General features: G+C 68.0%; 18 protein-coding genes. 10 read left to right on the top strand and 8 right to left on the bottom strand.

Going from position 1 to position 19,340, the window contains the following annotated elements; translation table 11 throughout:
* Positions 1 to 30: 30 nt before the first annotated feature.
* Complete coding sequence (locus tag C5O79_RS33125) at positions 31 to 1,329, bottom strand: cytochrome c (protein WP_046544480.1); 1,299 nt, start codon at positions 1,327 to 1,329, stop codon at positions 31 to 33.
* Positions 1,330 to 1,348: 19 nt separating this feature from the next.
* Positions 1,349 to 2,113 carry a c-type cytochrome gene (locus C5O79_RS33120; protein WP_046544481.1) on the bottom strand — a complete coding sequence of 255 codons (765 nt, stop codon included), beginning with the start codon at positions 2,111 to 2,113 and terminating at the stop codon, positions 1,349 to 1,351.
* 379 nt (positions 2,114 to 2,492) lie between these two features.
* Here C5O79_RS33120 and C5O79_RS33115 point away from each other — a divergent pair, with 379 nt between their 5' ends.
* Positions 2,493 to 3,425, top strand: a complete 933-nt coding sequence (locus C5O79_RS33115; protein ID WP_046544482.1) for a CopD family protein — start codon at positions 2,493 to 2,495, stop codon at positions 3,423 to 3,425.
* A gap of 149 nt (positions 3,426 to 3,574) precedes the next feature.
* Here C5O79_RS33115 and dgoD read toward each other — a convergent pair whose 3' ends face one another.
* A complete protein-coding gene (gene dgoD, locus C5O79_RS33110; RefSeq protein WP_046544483.1) occupies positions 3,575 to 4,723 on the bottom strand; it encodes a galactonate dehydratase in 1,149 nt (382 codons plus the stop codon).
* Between the two features lie 163 nt (positions 4,724 to 4,886).
* Between dgoD and C5O79_RS33105 the strand changes: the two genes are divergently transcribed.
* The gene (locus C5O79_RS33105) at positions 4,887 to 5,570 is read left to right on the top strand and encodes an FCD domain-containing protein (protein ID WP_122474305.1); all 684 of its coding nucleotides are present in this window, start codon (positions 4,887 to 4,889) and stop codon (positions 5,568 to 5,570) included.
* Between the two features lie 26 nt (positions 5,571 to 5,596).
* Here C5O79_RS33105 and C5O79_RS33100 read toward each other — a convergent pair whose 3' ends face one another.
* Positions 5,597 to 5,842 carry a DUF1272 domain-containing protein gene (locus C5O79_RS33100; protein WP_039359973.1) on the bottom strand — a complete coding sequence of 82 codons (246 nt, stop codon included), beginning with the start codon at positions 5,840 to 5,842 and terminating at the stop codon, positions 5,597 to 5,599.
* 155 nt (positions 5,843 to 5,997) lie between these two features.
* Here C5O79_RS33100 and C5O79_RS33095 point away from each other — a divergent pair, with 155 nt between their 5' ends.
* Complete coding sequence (locus C5O79_RS33095; protein ID WP_046544485.1) at positions 5,998 to 6,345, top strand: GFA family protein; 348 nt, start codon at positions 5,998 to 6,000, stop codon at positions 6,343 to 6,345.
* Between the two features lie 34 nt (positions 6,346 to 6,379).
* Here C5O79_RS33095 and C5O79_RS33090 read toward each other — a convergent pair whose 3' ends face one another.
* Entirely contained in the window at positions 6,380 to 9,481 is a 3,102-nt protein-coding gene (locus C5O79_RS33090) for a transglycosylase domain-containing protein (RefSeq protein ID WP_122474304.1), read from the bottom strand.
* Positions 9,482 to 9,904: 423 nt separating this feature from the next.
* On the opposite strand from C5O79_RS33090, the gene C5O79_RS33085 reads away from it, so the two are divergent.
* A complete protein-coding gene (locus tag C5O79_RS33085) occupies positions 9,905 to 10,297 on the top strand; it encodes an MAPEG family protein (protein WP_046544487.1) in 393 nt (130 codons plus the stop codon).
* Between the two features lie 28 nt (positions 10,298 to 10,325).
* Here C5O79_RS33085 and C5O79_RS33080 read toward each other — a convergent pair whose 3' ends face one another.
* Positions 10,326 to 11,243, bottom strand: a complete 918-nt coding sequence (locus C5O79_RS33080) for a LysR substrate-binding domain-containing protein (protein ID WP_046544488.1) — start codon at positions 11,241 to 11,243, stop codon at positions 10,326 to 10,328.
* Positions 11,244 to 11,442: 199 nt separating this feature from the next.
* Between C5O79_RS33080 and C5O79_RS33075 the strand changes: the two genes are divergently transcribed.
* The 4 genes from C5O79_RS33075 to C5O79_RS33060 all read left to right on the top strand — a co-directional run bounded on the left by C5O79_RS33075 (position 11,443) and on the right by C5O79_RS33060 (position 16,019).
* Positions 11,443 to 12,759 carry an MFS transporter gene (locus C5O79_RS33075; RefSeq protein WP_122474303.1) on the top strand — a complete coding sequence of 439 codons (1,317 nt, stop codon included), beginning with the start codon at positions 11,443 to 11,445 and terminating at the stop codon, positions 12,757 to 12,759.
* 51 nt (positions 12,760 to 12,810) lie between these two features.
* Positions 12,811 to 14,289, top strand: coding sequence for an amidase (locus C5O79_RS33070; protein ID WP_131932103.1), 1,479 nt, complete (start codon positions 12,811 to 12,813; stop codon positions 14,287 to 14,289).
* A 117-nt stretch (positions 14,290 to 14,406) separates the two neighbouring features.
* Entirely contained in the window at positions 14,407 to 15,609 is a 1,203-nt protein-coding gene (locus tag C5O79_RS33065; protein ID WP_122474301.1) for a porin, read from the top strand.
* Positions 15,610 to 15,734: 125 nt separating this feature from the next.
* Positions 15,735 to 16,019, top strand: coding sequence for a PAAR domain-containing protein (locus C5O79_RS33060; protein ID WP_039359956.1), 285 nt, complete (start codon positions 15,735 to 15,737; stop codon positions 16,017 to 16,019).
* A gap of 58 nt (positions 16,020 to 16,077) precedes the next feature.
* Here C5O79_RS33060 and C5O79_RS33055 read toward each other — a convergent pair whose 3' ends face one another.
* Positions 16,078 to 16,389 (bottom strand): cupin domain-containing protein, encoded by a 312-nt coding sequence (locus C5O79_RS33055; protein ID WP_046544491.1) that lies wholly within the window; start codon positions 16,387 to 16,389, stop codon positions 16,078 to 16,080.
* 75 nt (positions 16,390 to 16,464) lie between these two features.
* Positions 16,465 to 17,148 carry a DJ-1/PfpI family protein gene (locus C5O79_RS33050; protein WP_046544492.1) on the bottom strand — a complete coding sequence of 228 codons (684 nt, stop codon included), beginning with the start codon at positions 17,146 to 17,148 and terminating at the stop codon, positions 16,465 to 16,467.
* Positions 17,149 to 17,264: 116 nt separating this feature from the next.
* On the opposite strand from C5O79_RS33050, the gene C5O79_RS33045 reads away from it, so the two are divergent.
* Positions 17,265 to 18,236, top strand: a complete 972-nt coding sequence (locus tag C5O79_RS33045; RefSeq protein ID WP_047852181.1) for a GlxA family transcriptional regulator — start codon at positions 17,265 to 17,267, stop codon at positions 18,234 to 18,236.
* Between the two features lie 179 nt (positions 18,237 to 18,415).
* Positions 18,416 to 19,340, top strand: a 925-nt coding sequence (locus C5O79_RS33040) for a LysR family transcriptional regulator (RefSeq protein WP_131932101.1), incomplete at its 3' end; no start/stop codon positions are given.

Below are 19,340 nucleotides of genomic sequence, written 5' to 3'. Positions count from 1 at the left end.
CAGCCGCGCCCCGTTTGTGTCAGCCGCTTCTTAGTCGAGCGGCGCGGAACGCAGGTCGCTCACCTGTTGCGGCGAGATCGGTGTACCGTTGTTACCCCACGACACCCGGATATACGTGACGACCGCCGCAACCTCCTGGTTCGACAGCGACTGTGCGAACGGCGGCATCCCGTACGGACGCGGATTCTTGAACGTGCTCGGCGGATAGCCACCGTTCAGCACCATGCGGATCGGGTTGACTGCCGATTCCATCATGATCGAGTGGTTGCCCGCGAGCGGCGGATACGCCGGCGGCTTGCCTGCGCCGTTTTCGGCGTGGCAGGTCGCGCAGTTGTCCGCGTAGATCTTCTTGCCCTGCTCGAACAGCGCGTTGCCGAACTGCTTCGACGGCTCGTACTGCATGTTCTTCGGCGCTTCAGCCTTCTGCGGGATCGACTTCAGGTACGTCGACATCGCGCGCGTATCTTCGTCGGTCATGTACTGCAGGCTGTTGTGGACCACGTCCGCCATCGGGCCGAATACCGCACCCTTATGCGACACGCCGGCCTGCAGCAGGTCGGACAGCTCCTGCACGTGCCAGTCGCCGAGGCCGAGTTCCTTGTCGTTCGTCAGCGACGGCGCATACCAGTTCTGCAGCGGGATCAGGCCGCCTGCGAACGCCGACGAGGTCACCGGGCCGCCCATCATGTTGATCGACGTGTGGCACATCGAGCAGTGGCCGAGGCCTTCGACGAGGTACGCGCCGCGGTTCCATTCGACCGACTTGGTCGGATCCGGCTTGTATTCGCCTTCCTTGAAGAACAGCGTACGCCAGCCGATCAGCAGGTTGCGGTTGTTGAACGGGAACTTCAGTTCATGCGGACGGCTCGGCACCGACACCGGCGCGACCGAGCGCAGGTACGCGTAGATCGCGTCCGAATCCGCACGCGTGACCTTCGTGTAGCTGGCGAACGGGAAGCCCGGGTAGAGCAGGCTACCGTCCTTCGAACGACCGGTGTGCATCGCGCGGTAGAAGTCGTCCGACGTCCACTTGCCGATGCCGTCCTTGTCGTCCGGCGTGATGTTCGGCGTGTACATCGTGCCGAACGGCGTCGCCATCGGCAGGCCGCCCGCGAACGACTTGCCGCCGCGCACGGTGTGGCACGCGATACAGTCGCCGACGCGCGCGAGATACTCGCCCTTCTTGATCAGCGCGGCCTGGTCGGCCGGCGTGGCCGCGACGGCGGAGGCGCCGTGCAGCGTGTCGTTGCCCGGCCACAGGACCGGCACGAGGGCGGCGGCCGCGATGATCGCGACGGCCGAGAGTGCAAACAGGGACTTGCGTTTCATTGTGTCTGTCTCCCTTGCCTTATTGCGGTTCGCTGCCGCAGGCGAGCGGAGTCTTCATCGAACGCGCCGGAGCCGGCACGGGGTTGGCGGGCGCCGGTTGCGCGGCAAGCCATGCGGTCACGGCCGTCACGTCTTCGTCGGAAAGCTTCGAAGCGACTTCATGCATGCAGTCAGGCGCCTTCGCGTGACGGTTGCCGGAACGCCATGCACCGATCTGCGCGCTCAGGTAGTCGGCGTGCAGGCCGACCAGGCCCGGGATCGCCGGCTGCATGCCGGTCAGCGTCGCGCCGTGGCAGGCCACGCAGGCCGGCAGCTTGCGGGACGGGTCGCCTTGCGTGACGAGCTGCTTGCCGCGCGCGAGCGTCGCGGCCGGCAGCGTCGGCTTCGCCGGCGCCGGGTACGGCGGGCGTTCGGCCGAGAAGTGCTCGGCCATTTCACGCAGGTAGTCGTCGTTCAGGTACGTCAGCAGGTAGTTCATCGGCGGGTACTTGCGCCTGCCGTCGCGGAAGTTGACGAGCTGGTTGTACAGGTACTCGGCCGGCTTGCCGGCAAGACGCGGGAAGTAGTCGTTGTCCGTGCCCTGGCCATGGACGCCATGGCAAGCCGTACAGCCGCGCACGCGCTCGGCCATGGTATCGGGTGCCTTGAGCGGCGCCTGCTGGGCGTGCGCTTGCTCCGTGGGCTTGGTCTGCGCTTGGGCAGCGCTCATAAGGCCCGCGCTGCCGAACATCAGAACGGCGAGCAGCGGACGGAAGAGGCGTCTTGAAGACACACGAGACTCCATGTTTATTCGACGGGGACCTGTTGTCCGGGCTACGATCGGCTCGGCGCATGACGGCAAGGCAGCCGGGCTGCTGCGACGCGGCATTCTATCATCGATGGGTAATGACGGCTATTTGGCAAAAGGACATCGGTTCCTGTCCGTTTGCGACTTGCGACAATTTGACGCGCATTGCGACGCGTCAGTGTGAACCGGCGTGCGTTTTCACCATCGAAGACCGTACACTCGCGGGTCGCGCGGCGCCGCCTCCGCCGCAGGTCCAGTCATTTCTCCCGTTTCCGGATTCATCGATGACGTTTTCTACCGTGCCGTTGCCTTCCTCACGCTGTCCATCCCGTTGCTGCCACTTCGTCGGCCTGCCGCTTTCGGGAGGGTGTGCGCGATGAAGTTCGACAGCTTGTGGATCGGTCAGGTCGCGCTCGCGGCGCTGATGGACGCGGCGTTCGCGATGGCGGTCGGTTCGGCGCTGCTCAAGGCATGGCTCGGCAAGGACGGTGCGCGTCCGGTCGTCGCGCCGTCGCATCCCGCGTGGCTGCGCGCGCAACATTCGCTGGTCGCGGCGGCGTTGGCGCTGGTGCTCGCGGATCTCGGCTGGCTCGTCTACGAAGCCGCGACGATGAGCGGGACGGGGCTCGGCGGCGCGTTCGCCGCGATTCCGGTGATGCTGACGCAGACGCACACGGGCTTCGCATGGAGCGTCGCGTTCGCCGGCGCCGTGGTGCTCGCGATCGTCGCGCTGGCGAAGCCGGAGGGCCCGGTCGCACACGCGGTGCTGTGGCTCGCGGTGATCGTGGTCGCGGCCGGCAAGGCTTCGCTCGGCCATGCGGCCGATACGGGTGCGCTGTCCGCGGCGGTCGGCGTGCAGACGCTGCACCTGCTCGCAACGGCCGTGTGGGGTGGCCTCGTGCTCGCGGGCGGGCTCGCGGTGCTGCCCGCGCTTGGGTCGTCGGTCGCGCGTGGTGCGCTGATCCGCATCGGCCAGCATCTTTCGCGCACGTCGATCATCGCGGTCGTCTTCGTGCTCGGTACCGGGGCGCTCAATGCGATCCGCGGGCTCGGTGGTTCGCTCGCACCGCTCGACGGCAGCACGTGGGGGCGCGTGTTGCTGCTGAAGCTGCTGCTCGTCGCGCTCGTGCTCGTGCTCGGCGGCCTGAACCGCTTCGCGGCGCTGCCGCGCCTGCGCCGCACCGCATCGACCGAGGATGCGCACACGTTCCGCAACATCCTGCATCTCGAAGCACTGACGATGATCGGCGTGTTCGTCGCGGCCGCCGTGCTGTCGTTCAGCGTGCCGGGGTTCGCGGCACTCGGCTGACGGCAGGGCCCGCGCGGCGCAAGGCCGCCGTCGCGCCCCCGGCACATGCCGGACACCGCACTGCGCACGCAAGAACGGCTGCCTGTCGGGCAGCCGTTCTCGATTCGATATCTACCGCGCGGGCCGAAGCGGCACGCCGCGCATCGCGTTCACCACTCGGCGACGCTGCCGTCCTCGTGACGCCACACCGGGTTGCGCCAGCGGTGCCCCGTCTTCGCCATCTCGCGCACTTTCTCCTCGTTCACGTCGATGCCGAGCCCCGGGCCCTGCGGGATCGCGACGAAGCCGTCCTCGTAGCGGAACACCTCGGGGTTGCGCAGGTAGTCGAGCAGGTCGTTGCCCTGGTTGTAGTGGATGCCGAGGCTCTGTTCCTGGATGAACGCGTTGTAGCTGACCGCGTCGAGCTGCAGGCACGCGGCGAGCGCGATGGGCCCAAGCGGGCAGTGCAGCGCGAGCGCGACGTCGTAGCTCTCCGCGAGCGTCGCGATCTTGCGGCACTCGGTGATGCCGCCCGCGTGCGACGCGTCGGGCTGGATGATGTCGACGTAGCCGCCCGCGAGGATGTGCTTGAAATCCCAGCGCGAGTAGAGCCGCTCGCCGAGCGCGATCGGCGTGTTGGTCTGGTTGACGATGTCGCGCAGCGCCTCGGCGTTCTCCGACAGCACCGGCTCCTCGATGAACATCAGCTTGTACGGGTCGAGCTCCTTCGCGAGCACCTTCGCCATCGGCTTGTGCACGCGGCCGTGAAAGTCGACGCCGATCCCGACGTGCGGGCCGACCGCGTCGCGCACCGCCGCGACGTTCGCGATCACCTGTTCGACCTTGTCGTAGGTGTCGACGATCTGCAGCTCCTCGGAGCCGTTCATCTTCACGGCCTTGAAGCCACGCTCGACCACCGCGCGCGCATTGTTCGCGACGTCGCTCGGCCGGTCGCCGCCGATCCACGAATACACCTTGATGCGATCGCGCACCTGGCCGCCGAGCAGTGCGTGCACGGGTACGCCGTGATGCTTGCCCTTGATGTCCCACAACGCCTGGTCGACGCCCGCGATCGCGCTCATCGTGATCGGGCCGCCGCGGTAGAAGCCGGCGCGGTACATCACCTGCCAGTGATCCTCGATCAGCAGCGGATCCTTCCCGACCAGATAGTCGGCGAGTTCGTGCACGGCGGCCTCGACCGTGTGCGCGCGACCCTCGACGACCGGTTCGCCCCAGCCGACGATCCCTTCGTCGGTTTCGATCTTGAGGAACAGCCAGCGCGGCGGGACGACGAAGGTTTCGAGGCGGGTGATTTTCACGGTGCGAGTCTCCAGGGTTGACCGGCGCGGGCAGTCGGGCGCGGCGCGCGGTCGCATGTTTTCGCGGTTATCCTAGCGCAGCCCGATAAAAAATAGTATTAATAGCACTATTGTGCAGATAGTGGGCAGCCGGCACGCCCGGGTACCGGCATAACGGAGAACGATCATTCGACGCGACCTGCATGGACAGACGGCCTTCCAGCTCGCCACGGCGATCCTGCGCGGCGATTACCCGCCCGAGTCGCTGTTGCCGAGGGAACCCGACCTGATGGTGATGTACGGCGTGAGCCGCACGGTGATGCGCGAGGCGCTGCGTACGCTTACGTCGAAAGGGCTCGTCGAGTCGCGGCCGAAGATCGGCACGCGCGTGCGGCCGCGCGGCGTATGGAACCTGCTCGACGCCGACCTGCTCGACTGGTACGCGCGAGTCGCGCCGCCGATCGCGTTTGCGCTGAAGCTGCAGGAAATGCGCGAGATGGTCGAGCCGTATGCGGCCGCGCTCGCCGCGCGCATGCATACGCCGGAGACGTTCGACGCGATCGACGGCGCGGCGCGCGCGATGGCCGCCGCGCGCAACGTCGACGAATGGGTGCGCGCCGACCTGCGCTTTCACCTGAGCGTGCTCGAGGCCGGCGGCAACGAACTGCTGGTGCCGCTCGGCACGTTGATCGATCGGACGCTCGAGGCGCAGCTGCATCTGAACGCGCGCCGCGCGGACGTGTTCAACGCGTCGCTCGCCGAGCATACGGCCGTCAGCGATGCGATCCGCGTGCGCGACGAGGACGGTGCGCGCCGCGCGATGGCCGCGCTGCTCGCGGTGACGCGCGCACGGATCGAGATGTCGTGACGGGAGGGGCGGGCCGTGCGGCGCCGTCAGGCGTTCGCGCAGCCGCCCGGCTTGTGGATGCGTTCGGTGGACGCCGGGTACTTCGCGAGCAGGCTCGCCGGCCGCCGCGGGCGCGCGACCAGGTCGCCGCCGCAGTTCGGGCAGCGGCCCTTCAGCACGTCGTCGGCGCAGGTCGCGCAGAACGTGCATTCGAACGTACAGATGCGTGCATCGGCCGAATCGGGCGGCAGGTCCTTGTCGCAGCATTCGCAGCCGGGGCGCAGTTCGAGCATGACGGTCTTCCTTGGTTTGGACAGGGTCGGGACGGGCGCCGCACGGACATTGCGTGTGGCGCATGTGCGCGCTACTGTACCCGCTTGGATCGGCCCGGCCAACGGTGTTCCGCCGGGGCGCCGTCGATGCGCACGGGCCGTACCGGGAGACGACCATGCTTTATCGCGGAAGCTGTCACTGCGGCGACGTGAAGTTCGAGGCGGAAGGCGACCTGCAGGGCGTGATGGCGTGCAACTGCTCGATCTGCCAGCGCAAGGGCGCGCTGATGTGGTTCGTGCCGCGCGACCACATGACGCTCCTCACGCCCGACGAACATCTCGCCACCTACATGTTCAACAAGCACGTGATCCAGCACCGCTTCTGCAAGCGCTGCGGGATTCATACGTTCGGCGAGGGCGTCCACCCGAACGGCACCGCGATGGCCGCGATCAACGTGCGCTGTCTCGAGGATGTCGATATCGATGCGCTGCCGGTCACGCACTACGACGGCCGCTCGCACTGAGCGGCGCGCCGGCGCATGAACCGACGCGCGGGTGTCAGGACGGTTGCGCGATCGCGGCGCCCGGCGCGGGTGTTTCCGCCTGCGGGGCGGGGCCCGCGGTGCGCGTGCCGGCCGGGCGCTCGATCAGCGGCGCAAGCGCCGGCGCCATCGACTTCAGCAACTGCACGGCCATCGCGCTCGTGAAGTCGTAGCGCGCCGCATACGGCTCGTGCGCCGTTGCGGTCAGCACCCCGAAGAACCGGTCGCCGAGCACGAACACGAAGGTGCCGCTGCGGTTCACCTTGCGCGACTCGATCAGCCGCGCGCCGCGCGCATAGACGTTGAAGCGCTGGTCGCCCGTACCCGTCTTGCCGTACACGTCGAGCGTCTTGCCGTCGGGCAGCGTGAAGCCGCCCGCGAGGCGGCGCGCGGTGCCGTTGAGCACGACGTCGCGCAGCAGCGTGTGCGCCACGTTGACGATCTCCGGCGACAGCATCGGCTGCGGCCGGGCGACCGCGCGCACGAAGCGCGTTTCGTATGGCGTGCCCTTCGCGAAGTCGAGCCGCGTGATCGTTTCCGTCGGCGCCTTCTGGCCGCCGTTCGCGATCAGGCCGATCAGTTTCGCGAGTGCGTCGGGCTGGTCGCCCGATGCGCCGATCGCGGCCGCGTACGACGGCGTGACTTCCGCGAACGGGTAGCCGAGCGCGCGCCACGACTTCGTGATTTCCGCGTACGCGCGCAGCTCGACCATGCGGCGGATGCGGCGGTCCTGGGTCGCGTGGTAGCGCGTCTTGTACAGCCACGAGTACGTGTAGAAACGCGCATCGCGGCTGTCGTGCTGGACGTCGGCGAGCGACGCCGCAGGATGCGCGCGCAGGTAGTTGAGCGTCCACAGCGCGAGCGGATGCACACTCGCGATATAGCCGCGGTCGTTGAGGTTGAAGCGGTCGATCGCGTATTTCGCGTAGAGTCTGGCGAGATCGTCGTCGGACAGCGTTGCGGCCGGCGTGCCCTTCAGTTGCATGCGCATCTGCGCGTCGAACCACGCGAGCGATTCGTTCGGCGCGACGCTGCGCAACACCGTCGCGATTTTCGGCGGCGATTTGCGCACGTCCTTCAGCATCAGCGCGAGCGCGTCGTCGGGCGCCTTGCCCGCATAGCGCGTGTAGTAGCGCTTCACGTAGACCTGGCTTTCGCCGTCGACGAACTGCTGCAGGTAATGCCGCCGCTGCTCGGTGTCGCCGAGCCATGACGATGACGGGCCGGCCGCCTGCAGCGTCTCGTAGTGGACGATGTCGCGCATCAGCCGCACGAACACGAGGTTGACCGAATGCTCGAACGCCGTGTGCAGCGTCAGGATGCGGCCGTTGTCCGATTTCTCGAAGTTCGAGAACACCTGCGCGCCGCCGCCCGTGTAGAACACGTCGGGGCTCGCCGAATACTTGCGTTCGACGGCAGCGTCGAGCATCGCCTGCAGCGAGCGGTCGCGCGTATGCGACAGGTAGTCGAGCGCCCAGTGCGACAGCCCGTCCATCGGGTCGGGCTTCACGCGCGCCAGCTCCGCGTTCGACAGGTTCGCGTAGCGCGCATGCAGGTCGGACACGATCTGCAGGTAGGTGATCAGCGTACGCAGTTTCGCGGTCGAGCCGAGGTTGATGCGGCCGCCGCGATTCACGTCGAACGGCTCGTTCACGCTGTCGGTCTGCACGCGCAGCAGGTTCGCGCCGTTGCGGTGCTCGTACAGCGTGAAGCTGTACGTGAGGTGCGACGGGTCGTCCTTCGGCGCGAGCATCTCGAAACCGTACAGGCCGGCCTTCTGCGCCCCGTCGCGCGTCGATGCCTGCGCGAGCCGTTCGGCGACGGCCTGCTGCACGCCGTTGTCGAGCGTGCTGGTCGCCTGCAGGTCGAACTGGTCGAGCTGGTACAGGTCGCTGATGCCGAGCGCCGACAGCAACGACGCGCGCGCGGACGTCACGGCCTTGCGCGACACGAACGACTGCACGCGCGCGGCAGCCGGCGGCGCGCTGCGTTCGATCTGCGCGTTCAGCGCGGCGTCGCGCAGCGCGGGCGAGATCACGCCGCCGTTAGACAGCAGCCGCAGGTAGCTGTCGGTCAGCTTCTGCAGCGCCGGGTAGCCGCGGTTGAGGAAGTACGACGGCGCGCGCTGCGCGATGATCAGCGACAGCACCTCGCGGAACGTCTTGCCCTGTTCGTCGACGTTGTCGCCGGTCGTCGGCGCGGACAGGATCCGGTTCACGTCGTTGAAGTCGCGGCCGTACCACGCGGCGAGACCGTCGCCGATACCGGTGATTTCGCCGATGTGCGGCCGCGCGGCGAGCGGCACCGAGTTCAGGTAGCGCACGACGATGGTGCGGCGCGCGAGCATCGTCTGCGGGCCGTTCAGGTACGCACGCACCGACGCCGACGCAATCTGCCGCAGCTTCTCGGGCGGTGTCGCGGTGCGGCCCTCGGGCGAGTGGCGGAACTTCTCGATCTGCGTCGCGAGCGTGCTGCCGCCCGGGCGCGCCTGATGGCGGTTGACGACGTGCAGCGCCTGGTCGGCGACCGCGCGGCTGAAGCGCCCCCAGTCGATCGCCGGGTTGCGGTTCGGTTGGTTTGCGTCGAGCAGGTAGCGATCCTCGATGAACAGCAGCGAATCGACCACCACGCGCGGCACCAGGTCGAAGTCGGCGTAGACGCGCTGCGGGAACACGGTCGAGAACAGCGGCGCGCCGGTCGAGTCGAACAGCATCAGGCCCGCCTGGTCTTTCTCCTCGAACGGGAGGAACAGCCCGCGATCACCGAGTGACAGCATCCGCTGCGAATCGCGCGCCTGCTTGCCGACGACGAAGCCGCGCGCGAGCAGCCGCTCCTGAAACGCCGGAATCATCGAGTAGCCCAGGCGCTGGTCGTATGGGCCGTTCGCGGGGAAGCGAATGTGATCGCTCGGGCCCGTCTCGACCGTGTAGCCGACATCGCGGGTGAGCTCGGACAGGTAGTGCGCCTGCAGCCGGGACGTTTCGATCTCGCTCTGCACGAGTCGCGCGACGATCGCCACGGCGATCAGCAGCGCGGCCAGCAAAGACCACTTGACCCACGTCCAGACCGATGCGGGACCGGTCACGCGCGGCAGGATACGATTCAGCGGCCGATTCATGGCGGCGTCTCCCTGATGGCGCGGGCTCCGGCCGCACCCCATTAAGGATTAGTGTAGTCCTCCGCAGCGGGCTGCCAAGGGCGTTCACTACCGAGATGCGTCGACGCAACGCGCGTGCCTGCGACGCGCTGTAACCCGCGTTGCATTGCGGTGGTGCATGCCGTCGCAGCGTAACGTTTGCGCGTCTCGTGCCGACGGCGTCCGTGTGGCGGGGTGTGGCGGCGGGCAGGCCCGGCCGGCCGGACAGGCGGGGTAATGCACCGGTTTCGTGCGGTGCGGCGGAGCGACAATTGGGATCGGAACCCGACCGTAAAATTGTGTCGGGCGCACGGCGATGCTGCGGGTTTCCGTGATGGTCGCGCGTGTCGGTCACGGGTACGATCATCGGCTGTGCGGCGCATTTCCGCTTTTGCCGGGAGTCCCATGCCGATCCATCCCGTCGCGCTCGTTTGCACGGCCATCCTCGGGCTGTTGCTGTTCGGGCTAGGGCTCGTCGTGTCCGTGACGCGCTTCCGATGCACCACCAGCGCCGGGTGTGCGCCCGATCCGGCGAACGGGTTGCACAAGATCGTGCGCGCGCACGGCAACACGGCCGAATATGCGCCGTTTCTCGCGGTGCTGTTTCTCTACTTCGGCACACACGCGCCATCGCGCGCGATCCTGGCGCTGATCGTCGCGGCGACTGCGTGCCGCTGTCTGATCGTGATCGGCCTGCTCGCGTGGCCGACGATGGCCAATCCGAATCCCGTGCGTTTCGTCGGCGCGCTCGGCACGTATCTGTGCGGCGCCGCGCTGTGTCTCGCGCTGTTCGTCTGAGCGGCGCCGCGCCTCGCGAGCCGTGCCGCTATCGCCACAGCAGCGTCGCGCGATCATGCCGGCGTACGGCCTCGACGAAACAGTGGATCAGGTAATCGCATGCAAGCGTGTTCAGCGCATCGCGGCGCGTGAGCACGCCGACCGACACGGCCGGAATCGTCTCCTCGATGTCGATCGCGACCATCCGCTCGCGAATCCAGTCGACCTCCAGGAAGCTCTGCGGCACGCAGGACACGGTGTCGGTATGCACCGACAGCGAAAACGCCGCACTGAACGACGTGCATTCGACGATCGGCTGCGGCGCCGGATAGCCGTGCGCGACGAACACGTCCTGCAGCAGCCGGCCGATGCTTTCCGGCGACGTGTTGAGCACCCATTGCGCGTCCTGCAACTGCGCAAGCGAGGTGCAGTGACGCAGCGGATTGCTCGCGCGGGTCATCAGGATCAGCTCCGACTCAAGCAGCGGCCGGAACGCGAATTCCGGCGATAGCCGCGTCGCGTCGACGATCGCGATCACGAAGTCGAGCGAGCCGTCGCGCAGGCGCGGCAGCGCGGTATCGAGAAAGCCTTCGCGTACGTCGAGGCGGATCGTCGGCATCCGCTGCCGGAATGCGTCGAGCGCGGCGGGCAGGAAACCGAGCGACATCAGCGGCGTCAGCGCGCAGGCGAGCGCGCCTTCCTTGCCTCCCGACAACTGGATCACGTCGTCGCGCGCGTGCTGCATTTCCGCGAGGATCAGCCGCGCTCGCGCATAGACGGCCTGCCCGCAACGCGTGAGCTGCGCACCGCGCGCGTTGCGCGTGACGAGCGGCACGCCGAGATCGAGTTCGAGTTCGCGGATCGCCTTCGTCAGTGCGGGCTGCGACAGGTGGATCGCGCGTGCGGCCGCGCGCAGGCTGCCGTGTTCGGCGATGGCGGCGAGCGCCCGGAGCTGGTGGTGTTTCACGGCGTGGCGGGGCGCGGCGGCAGTGGCGACGTTCCCATCCTACACCGCGCCGCCGCATCCAAAGCACGCGATAACCATGCGTTATCACGATCGAAAAATGTCGCTCCGGGCTGCAGTTTTTGAATGCCTAGACTGCATGCGCAGGCCGTCGAACGGCCCGCGCACACGACACGCACAACCAGTACGGAGACACACCTTCATGAAGGCGCCCCGAGCGGACAGCATGGTCTGCGGGCATGTCGGCAACATTGCCGCATCCCCGTCCAATCGTCAGTTGATTGTCGCGATCACGATCGGCAACGGTCTTGAATTCTTCGATCTCACCGTGTTCAGCTTCTTCGCGGTGCTGCTCGGCAAACTGTTCTTTCCGGCGGTATCCGCGCAGCAGCAATTGCTGATGTCGGTCGCGACCTTCGGTGTCGGTTTCATCGCGCGGCCGGTTGGCGGCGTCGTGATCGGGCTCGTTGCCGACCGCTTCGGCCGCGTGCCCGCGATGAACCTCACGCTCGTCACGATGGCGATCGGCACCGGAATGATCGGCGTGATGCCGACCTATGCGCAGATCGGCATGATGGCCCCCGTGCTCGTGGTCGTCGCGCGGCTGCTGCAGGGCTTTTCGGCCGGCGGCGAGGTGGGCGTATCGACGTCGCTGCTCGCGGAGCGCGCGCCGGCCGGCGAGCGCGGCTACTACACGAGCTGGCAATTCGCGAGCCAGGGCGCCGCGGCACTTGCCGGTTCGCTCGTGGGCTTCCTGCTGTCGCATTTCCTCGACTCGGCCTCGCTCGAATCGTGGGGCTGGCGCGTGCCGTTCCTGCTCGGTGTGCTGATCGCGCCGGTCGGCCTTTACCTGCGCGCGCGCTTCAACGGGATCGAACAGCACGCGCCGGCCGCGGCCGCGCGGCGTTCGTCGGCCGTACTCGGCACCGTGCTGCGGCGCGACGGCGCGGCCGTGCTGACCGCGCTCGGCCTCGTGATCGGCGGCACGGCCGCGCATTTCATCGTGCTGTATTACATGTCGACGTATGCGATCAAGGTGCTGCACCTGCCGATGGATACCGCGCTGTGGTGCGGGATCCTGTCCGGCGCCGTGATGTTCGTCGCCGCGCCGATCGGCGGGCGTCTGTCGGACCGCACCGGCAGCAAACGTGTCGCGCTGTGGTCGCGCATTGCGCTGACCGTGCTGATCCTGCCGGGCTTCTGGCTGATGCGCGCGGTGCCATCGATCGCGACGATGTATGCGGTCGTGATGCTGCTCGCCGCGCTGCACTCGATCAACGCCGGCGCGAACGGCGTGATCCTCGCCGAGCTGTTTCCGAAGAGCACGCGTGCGACTGCGCTGTCGATCGCGTATGCGGGCGGCGTGTCGATCTTCGGCGGCTTCGCGCAGTTCATCGTCACGTGGATGATCGGCGCGACCGGCAATCCGGCGGCGCCCGCGTGGTACGTGATCGTCTGCGGCGTGCTGTCGCTCGTCGCGCTTGCGTTCGCGTCGGATCGCAGCGATCGCGATGCGTGACCGACTGCGCCCGATACCGCGTCCTTCCTTTCTGCTTGCTTCCGGAACCGTATGACTGCCACCGCTTCGCTTTCGTTTTCGTCCCAGTCCGTCGACGTCATGGCCGGCGACCTGTGCGACTTGTCCGCCTGCACGATGCTCGACCTGCTGAAGAAGCGGGAGATCGGCGCATGCGACCTGTTCGACGCGCATCTCGCGCGGATCGCGACGGTCAACCCGCGCGTGAACGCGCTCGTGACCGTCGTCGATCCCGACCTGCTGCGCACCCGTGCGCGCGACATCGATGCACGCTGGATGCGCGGTGAATGGCAGGGGCCGTTGCACGGGCTGCCGATTTCGCAGAAGGATCTCACCGCGACGCGCGGCGTGCGCACCACGTACGGCTCGCGTTTGTTCGCCGATCACTTGCCGCAGCACGACGCGCTCGTCGTGCGCCGTTGCGCGAGCGCCGGTGCGCTGATGATCGGCAAGTCGAACACGCCCGAGTTCGGCGCCGGGTCGCATACGTTCAACGACGTGTTCGGCGCGACGCGCAACCCGTGGGACCTGACACGTTCCGCGGGCGGCAGCAGCGGCGGTGCGGCCGCCTCGCTCGCGTGCGGGATGAACCCGCTTGCGTGCGGCAGCGACATGGGCGGCTCGCTGCGCAATCCGGCCGCATGGAACAACGTCGTCGGATTGCGGCCGTCGCCGGGACGCGTGCCGCGCGCACCGGACCTGAATGGCTGGACGACACTCGGTGTCGACGGGCCGATGGCGCGTGACGTGGCCGACACTGCGCTGCTGCTGTCCGCAATCGCCGGGCCGAGCGGCGAGACCGCGACCGAACTCGCTGAACCGGGCGCACGCTTCGCGCAGCCGCTCGAACGCGATTTCCGCGGCACGCGCATCGCGATGTCGCGCGGCCTGCCCGGCGTGCCAATCGATCCGGAGATCGCGCGTGCGGTGGACGCGCAGGCGCGCGTGTTCGCGGCGTTGGGCTGCGCAGTCGAATTCGACGATCCCGATCTGTCGGAAGCCGAGGACGTGTTCCGCATCGAACGTGCGTGGATGATCGGCACGCTGGTCGACGGGCTGGACGACGCGCAGCGCGCGGTGCTGAAGCCCGAGATTCACGACGAATACCGGCTGCATCGCTCGCTGACGGCCGCCGATCTCGGCCGCATGTTCGTGCGCAAGACGCGCCTGTTCGAGCGGATGCGCGCGTTCATGCAGCGCTACGCGTTCTATGTGCTGCCGACCACGCAGGTGATGCCGTTCGATGTCGACCTGCGCTCGCCCGCGCACGTGCCGGGTGCCGCCAGCACCTCGTACATCGACTGGATGCGCGTGTGCTGGTACCTGTCGTCGACCGAGGCGCCGATCCTGTCGGTGCCGTGCGGCTTCGGCGCAGCCGGCCTGCCGATCGGCATGCAGATTGTCGGCCGCTACCGCGACGACTGGGGCGTGCTGCAGTTCGGCCACGCATACGAAGTCGCGGCCGGCCGCCGCTGGGTGCCGCCAGCCGTCGTCGCCGACGCGATGCGCTGACCGCCTTTCCCGCCTTACATCCAACCGGTTCCGGTTCGCACCGGAGCAGGCCGCGCGCCTGCGGGGGACGCGCATGCCTGCGTTTTGCCATTCGACCCGCGCAATGGAGACCTTCCGATGAAACAACGGCTGTTGGCAGGCGCGGGCGTCGCGCTGATCGCGGGTGCGGCGCACGCACAGAGCAGCGTGACGCTGTACGGCATTATCGACGAGGGGTTGACCTACACGAGCAACCTCGCGGCGGCCGGCCCGAACGGCACGGTGAGCGGCAAGCAAGCGTGGCGGATGCTGGGCGGCGTGCAGCAGGCGAGCCGCTGGGGGCTGCGCGGCGTCGAGGATCTCGGCGGCGGGATGACGGCCATCTTCACGCTGGAGAACGGCTTCGACCCGAGCACGGGCAAGCTCGGGCAGGGTGGGCTGATCTTCGGCAAGAAGGCGTTCGTCGGACTGTCCGGGCCGTTCGGCACCGTCACGCTCGGGCGCCAGTACGACACCAACGTCGACTTCCTCGGGCCGCTCGAGGCAGCCGCGCTGTTCGGCGGCTACATGGTTGCGCACCCCGGCGACCTCGACAACGTGAACAACGCGAACTCGACCAACAACGCGATCAAGTTCACGAGCAACGACTACGGCGGGTTCCGCTTCGCGGCGATGGTGGGCGTGGGCGGCATCGCGGGCGCGGCGACGCGCAACCAGGTGTGGTCGGCGACGGCCGGCTATACGCGCGGGCCGCTCGTGGTCGCGGCCGGCTACCTGAACGCGCGCAACCCGAACGTGTCGTTCTTCGGCACGACGGGCAGCCCGGCACCGGTCACGGGCGGCGTGCCGGGCAACAACATGCTGTCGCCGGTGTATTCAGGCTATGCATCTGCGCACACGCTGCAGGTCGCGGCGGCGGGCGGCACCTATGCGATCGGCGCGGTCACGCTCGGCGCGATGTATACGAACACGTCGTTCCGCCGGCTCGGCGACCTGTCGTCCGGGCCGAATCCCGGCGGTGTGTCCGGCAATGCGGTGTTCAACAACGTCGAGGCCAGCCTGCGCTACACGTTCATGCCCTACCTGTTCGGCGGCGTCGCGTACGACTACACGCGCGGCGGCGGTGTGAACGGCCGCGACGGCGCGACGTACCATCAGGTCGCGGCGGGGCTCGACTACTTCCTGTCGAAGCGCACCGACGTGTACCTGACCGCCGTCTACCAGCGTGCGTCGGGTACCGACTCGACCGGACGCCCGGCGGTCGCCGCGATCAACGGGCCCGGCGCATCGGCGAACGACCGGCAGTTCCAGGCGCGCGTGGGTCTGCGGCACAAGTTCTGACGGAGGCGGCCGCGACGAGCGGTGATATGCTCGCGGAACGCCCGCGACCGACGGGCGGATTCCGATTGCCCGTGCGCGGCCATGCTGCCGTGTTGCGCGGCATCTCCGAGGGAAGAACCGACAACATGAGCCGCAAATTCATTCTGAAGGGCGACACGACCGACCACGGCGGCGTCGTGCTCGAAGGGATCGCCAATTCGTCGTTCGACGGACGCGAACTCGCGTATCTCGGCGCAGCGGTGTTCTGCGCCGCCTGCAAGTCGCCGGGCGTGATCGTGTCCGACGGCGGCGAGCGGACGATGACCGTGATGGGCAAGGTCGTCGCGCTCGAACACGACCTGTGCCAGTGCCTGTGCACGCCGCAGCCGAAGCTGATCGCGTCGCAGGCCACCGGGACGATCACCGGATGAACCCCGCCGCGCGGAGGCGGCTGCCATCCGCGCGGCATCGACACCCGGCCGCCGGCCGTCAGGCGCTGCCTTCGGTTTCGATCACGAGGATGCGTGCTTCCCCGAGCGGATGCGCGACGTGCTCGGTGCCGGCCGATGCGTGGAACACGTCACCCGTTTCAAGCACCGTCGCGCGCTCGACGCCTGCTTCGCGATAGCGCATCTCGACGCGACCGTCGAGCACTGCGAACACTTCCTCGCCGTCGTTCACGTGCCACCGATACGGCTGGTCGGTCCAGTGCAGGCGGACAGTGATGCCGTTCAGGTTCGCGATGTCGAGCGCGCCCCACGCGCGGTCCGCGGTGAACGTGGCGCTGCGGATGATGTTCATCGATGGGTTCCCCGGCGCGGATGCGCGTCGTCTTCCAGTCTTCGAATCTTCAAGTGGGTATCCCGGCGTCCGCGGTCAGCGCGACATCGCGCGCAGCGCCTGTTCGATCGTCGCCTTGCGCGTCGCGAAGCCGGCCGCCGAACGTTCGGTGACGCGCTTCACGACCGCTGCCGGCGCGGTATCGGGCGAACCGGCGTCGAACGGCGGCGCGGGCGCGTATTCGAGTTGCAACTGGATCGCCTGCGCTGCTTCTTCGCCGGCCAGTTCCGCGGCGATCGTCAATGCGAAGTCGATGCCGGCCGTGACGCCGCCGCCCGTGATCAGGTTGCCGTCGCGCACCACGCGCTCGCGCACCGGCACCGCGCCGAGCGGTTCGAGCAGCGAGTGGAATGCCCAGTGCGTCGTCGCCCGCCGCCCGCGCAGCAGGCCGGCCACGCCCAGCAGCAGCGCACCCGTGCACACCGACGTCACGTAGCGCGCCGCGGCCGCGCGCTGCTGCACGAACGCGATCGTTTCGGCATCGAGCAGCAGCGCGTTGATCCCGATCCCGCCCGGAATGCAGATCACGTCGAGCGGCGGGCAGTCGTCGAACGTGCAGGTCGGCGCGAGCGCGAGCCCGCTGCTCGACGCGACGATGTCGCGCGACTTCCAGGCCAGATGGACGGTTGCGTCGGGCAGCGACGCGAGCACGTCGTGCGGGCCGGTGAGATCGAGTTGCTGGACGCCCGGAAACACGAGAAAGCCGATATGCAGGGACATGCGAGGACTCCGCTGGGAAGGGAACGTACCGTGGCCGGCACGGGATGGACAGTTCGATTCTAGGCGCGTAGTGTTTGGCGAAATTGCCATATCACCCACGTTTTCAGCCAATCGCCATGCCCGCTGCCCCGCGTTCGATCCTGGTCCTCGCGTTCCCTCGTGCCCAGTTGCTCGACGTGTCGGGGCCGCTGCAGGTGTTTGCGTCCGTCAACGAACTCGCGCTGGAGCGCGGCCAGCCTGCGCCCTATGCGCCGCGCGTCATCGCGGCCGAGGCGGGCCCCGTCGAGACGTCGTCGGGCCTGGTCGTGATGGCGGAATCGCTGCGCTCGGCTGCGCGCCATCCCGACACGCTGATCGTCGCCGGCGGCAAGGGCGTGCATGCGGCGTCGAAGGATGCGCGGCTGGTGCGCTGGGTGCGGCAGCAGGCGGCACGCACACGGCGCGTGGCATCGGTCTGCACCGGCGCGTTCCTGCTTGCCGAGGCCGGCCTGCTCGACGGGCGGCGTGCGGTCACGCACTGGGCGCGCTGCGACGAATTCGCGGCGCGCTATCCGAACGTGCGCGTCGAATCCGATCCGATCTTCATCCGCGAAGGCGCATTGTGGACTTCGGCCGGCGTGACGGCCGGCATCGATCTCGCGCTCGCGCTGGTCGAGGAGGATCTCGGGCGGGCGACCGCGCTCGACGTCGCGCGCGAGCTCGTCGTGTTCCTGAAGCGTCCGGGCGGGCAGGCGCAGTTCAGCACGATGCTGTCGATGCAGCGCACCGACGATCGATTCGGCGAACTGCATGCGTGGATGGCCGAGCACCTGGCGGCCGACCTGTCGGTGCCCGCGCTGGCCGAGCGCGTGCGCATGAGCGAGCGCAGCTTCGTGCGCCACTATCGCGCCGGAACCGGCCGCACGCCGGCGCGCGCGGTCGAGCAGATCCGCGTCGAGGCCGCGCAGCGCCTGCTCGGCGAAACGGCATGGCCCGTCAAGCGGATCGCCGCGCGTTGCGGCTTCGGCTCGGAGGAGACGCTGCGGCGCTGCTTCGTGCGCGTGCTGGGCGTGTCGCCGCAGGGGTATCGCGAGCGATTCGTGCGGTAACGCACCGTATGCGGCCATGATCGGGGCCGGAACGATTGCCGTTTTGACTGAACGGAAATCCATCGCTTTCCAGTCCGAAACGCCGAAACTATTCAGGATCGGAGAACAATAGGTGGGGCTTGTGCCGCGCCCGTCGCGCGCTCTATTCTGTTCCGTTGGCGATTCGAAGGGGGAGCAGCATGGACCGAATCCAGGCAATGGAAGTTTTTACCCGCGTGGTCGACGCGAACAGCTTTACGCGCGCCGCCGACACGCTCGCGATGCCGCGCGCGTCGGTGACGACCATCATCCAGAACCTCGAGGCGCTGCTCGGCGTGCGCCTGATGCACCGCACGACGCGCAGGCTGTCGTTGACGCCCGAAGGTGCGGCGTACTACGAGCATTGCATGAAGATCATCTCGGAGATTGCGGAGGCCGACGCGAGTTTCCAGACCGGCAACCGCAAGCCGAGCGGTGTGTTGCGCGTCCACATGCCTAGTTCGCTCGGGCGGCGCATCGTGCTGCCTTCGCTGTCGATTTTCCGGCAGCGCTACCCGGACATCACGCTCGAACTGGGGCTCTCCGACCGCTACGTCGATCCGGTCGAGGAGGGCATCGACTGCATGATCCGGGTCGGGCCGCTGGAGGATTCGTCGATGGTCGCGCGGCGCATCGGGATGCTCAAGCGCGTGACTTGCGCGTCGCCCGATTACCTCGCGCGTCACGGCGAGCCGCACGAGATTGCCGATCTCGCCGAACACCACGCGGTGAATTTTCGATCGAGCCACGGTGCGCGGGCGATTCCTTGGGTGTTCATGATCGACGGCAAGCCGTTCGAGGTGCGGATGAACGGGAGCGTCACGGTCAACGATTCGGATGCCTACGTGACGTGCGGGCTCGAAGGGTTCGGGATGATCCAGCCGACGCTGTTCATGGTGCTGCCGCACCTGCTCGACGGTTCGCTGGTCGAGGTGCTGCCGGACTGCAATCCGAAGCCGAAGCCGATTTCGATCGTATATCCGCACAACCGGCATCTGTCGCAGAAGGTGCGTGTGTTTGCCGACTGGATCGCGGAGGTGTTCGAGTCGACGCCGTCGCTGGAAGGCGGGGAGAACTGGCGGGGGC

Origin of the sequence: Burkholderia sp. SRS-25 (assembly GCF_004343765.1) — a bacterium.
In the GTDB taxonomy this organism is placed as follows: domain Bacteria; phylum Pseudomonadota; class Gammaproteobacteria; order Burkholderiales; family Burkholderiaceae; genus Burkholderia; species Burkholderia contaminans.
This window is presented reverse-complemented; position numbering and strand designations above follow the sequence as displayed.

Excerpts from the sequence above, each read along its gene's own strand:
- C5O79_RS33100 (WP_039359973.1), bottom strand. The coding sequence starts at position 5,842 with ATGCTCGAACTGCGCCCCGGCTGCGAATGCTGCGACAAGGACCTGCCG.
- C5O79_RS33085 (WP_046544487.1), top strand. The coding sequence starts at position 9,905 with ATGCCGATCCATCCCGTCGCGCTCGTTTGCACGGCCATCCTCGGGCTG.
- C5O79_RS33060 (WP_039359956.1), top strand. The coding sequence starts at position 15,735 with ATGAGCCGCAAATTCATTCTGAAGGGCGACACGACCGACCACGGCGGC.
- C5O79_RS33050 (WP_046544492.1), bottom strand. The coding sequence starts at position 17,148 with ATGTCCCTGCATATCGGCTTTCTCGTGTTTCCGGGCGTCCAGCAACTC.
- C5O79_RS33045 (WP_047852181.1), top strand. The coding sequence starts at position 17,265 with ATGCCCGCTGCCCCGCGTTCGATCCTGGTCCTCGCGTTCCCTCGTGCC.
- C5O79_RS33065 (WP_122474301.1), top strand. The coding sequence starts at position 14,407 with ATGAAACAACGGCTGTTGGCAGGCGCGGGCGTCGCGCTGATCGCGGGT.
- C5O79_RS33120 (WP_046544481.1), bottom strand. The coding sequence starts at position 2,113 with ATGGAGTCTCGTGTGTCTTCAAGACGCCTCTTCCGTCCGCTGCTCGCC.
- C5O79_RS33090 (WP_122474304.1), bottom strand. The coding sequence starts at position 9,481 with ATGAATCGGCCGCTGAATCGTATCCTGCCGCGCGTGACCGGTCCCGCA.
- C5O79_RS33055 (WP_046544491.1), bottom strand. The coding sequence starts at position 16,389 with ATGAACATCATCCGCAGCGCCACGTTCACCGCGGACCGCGCGTGGGGC.
- C5O79_RS33070 (WP_131932103.1), top strand. The coding sequence starts at position 12,811 with ATGACTGCCACCGCTTCGCTTTCGTTTTCGTCCCAGTCCGTCGACGTC.
- C5O79_RS33095 (WP_046544485.1), top strand. The coding sequence starts at position 5,998 with ATGCTTTATCGCGGAAGCTGTCACTGCGGCGACGTGAAGTTCGAGGCG.
- C5O79_RS33125 (WP_046544480.1), bottom strand. The coding sequence starts at position 1,329 with ATGAAACGCAAGTCCCTGTTTGCACTCTCGGCCGTCGCGATCATCGCG.
- C5O79_RS33075 (WP_122474303.1), top strand. The coding sequence starts at position 11,443 with ATGAAGGCGCCCCGAGCGGACAGCATGGTCTGCGGGCATGTCGGCAAC.
- C5O79_RS33115 (WP_046544482.1), top strand. The coding sequence starts at position 2,493 with ATGAAGTTCGACAGCTTGTGGATCGGTCAGGTCGCGCTCGCGGCGCTG.